Raw genomic sequence first — 1,622 nt, 5'->3', positions numbered from 1 at the left:
TTCGTCTCGGACGTCGTCTGCCCCTGGTGCGTGGTGGGGCTGGGCGGGCTGGAGGGGGCGCTGGAGCGGTTGAATGGCGAGGGGATCACCGCCGAGATCCGGTTTCAGCCGTTCGAGTTGAACCCGCAGATGCCGGCTGAGGGCGAAAACATGGTCGACCATGTGGGCCGGAAATACGGCTCGACCCCCGAACAGTCGGCCAAGGCGAGGCAGATGATCCACGACCGCGCCGCCGAGGTGGGGTTTGAAATGAAGACCGGGCCGGACAGCCGCATCTGGAACACCTTCGACGCCCACCGCCTGCTGCACTGGGCCGGTGAGACCGCGCCGGACAAGCAGCGGGCGCTGAAGATGGCGCTGTTCGACACGCATTTTACCCGAGGGCGCGACCTGACCGACCCCGGCGTCCTGGCCGCTGCGGCGGCGGCGGCGGGGCTGTCACGCGCGGCGGCGGTCGAGGTGCTGGCCGACGACCTCCATGCCGAAGCGGTGCGGGCCGAGGAGGCGCTGTGGGTCTCGCGCGGCATCACCGGCGTGCCGGCGGTGGTGGTGGAGGGGAAATACCTGATCTCCGGCGGCCAGCCGGTCGCGGTGTTTGAAGAGGCGTTGCGGGGGATGGCGGGGGAGTTGGGGTAAGCCATTCCTCCCCCACCGGGGGAGGAATGGAGTTACGCCGCCTCGTCCGTGGTCTTCGGCTTCAGATCGTCGAGTTCGCCGGGGGCGCCGGTGATCAACCGACCCTTCCAGCCGGGGGGTTCCTGCCACAATCCTTTCGTCATCCTCCGGCGAGGCGAAGCCGAGACCGGGGGACCCAGCGGCGCGCGTGAGCGCGAACCTGTCGCGAGCGCGGTGCCTGAAACGTGTCGCCTGTCGGCGCCGCTGGGTCCCCCGGTGTGCGCCGCGAAGGCGCGGCTTGCCGAAGGATGACGAAAGCGAGGGCAGGCGCAGATAGACCAGGTCGACCCGGTATCCGGCGGCCTTCCAGCTGCGGAGGCGCACGGCGTGGGAGCGGGTGGCCAGGGTGGTCTCCAGCACGAAGTCCGCCAACCCCCTAACAAGATTGGGCCGCGACCAGCGCCTCCAGCCGTTCCAGCACCAGCATCGTCACCCTCCGGCTTGACCGGAGGGCCGGCCGCCAGATCGCGCGTCGGCCCGGCGCCCTGCAAATGCCGCGCGACCTCGTCCGGATTGACGAACTGGAACGCCTGCGCCCGCTCGCGCAGGTAGGTGTTTATGAAGGTGGTCTTGCCGGCACCGTTGGGTCCGGCGAGGAGGACGAGGGTGGGCATGGTGGCAGGTTATCCTTTCAGCCGCTCACCCGTCCGTAGGATGTAGTCTGCGCCTTCCAGTCCCTTGCGGTGAGGACCGGCCCAGATGATGTAGTAGAGCGGGCTGCCTCGAGTGTTCTTGATGAGCATTGGCTTTGAGACATGGCCAAAGGCCACTCTCAGTTTGGCACTGTAAAAGTTGAGCAACCGCTCGGGGGCGTCTGAGCGTTTCCTGATTTCATCGCCAAACAGGCCGGTTTGGGTCTCATAGACCTCGTCATACCATCCCGGGCCGAAGAAACCGTCGAGCTGCGCTCGCCATTTTTCCGGGATATCGGGGTTCACGGTCGCTAG

Annotated in this window: 2 protein-coding genes; one reads left to right on the top strand and one right to left on the bottom strand. The window is 67.1% G+C overall.

Annotated elements, in window-relative coordinates; all coding sequences use genetic code 11:
* Positions 1 to 636 (top strand): DsbA family oxidoreductase (locus tag ACESMO_RS05440; protein ID WP_372707156.1); only part of this gene is annotated, 636 nt, incomplete at its 5' end.
* Between the two features lie 662 nt (positions 637 to 1,298).
* Here the strand turns inward: ACESMO_RS05440 and ACESMO_RS05435 are convergent.
* The coding region (locus ACESMO_RS05435; protein ID WP_372707155.1) for a hypothetical protein at positions 1,299 to 1,622 on the bottom strand (324 nt) is incomplete at its 5' end.

This window comes from Brevundimonas sp., from assembly GCF_041688735.1.
Lineage (GTDB): Bacteria > Pseudomonadota > Alphaproteobacteria > Caulobacterales > Caulobacteraceae > Brevundimonas.
Note: the sequence above shows the minus strand (reverse complement) of the source record. Positions and strands in the feature narration are given on the sequence as shown.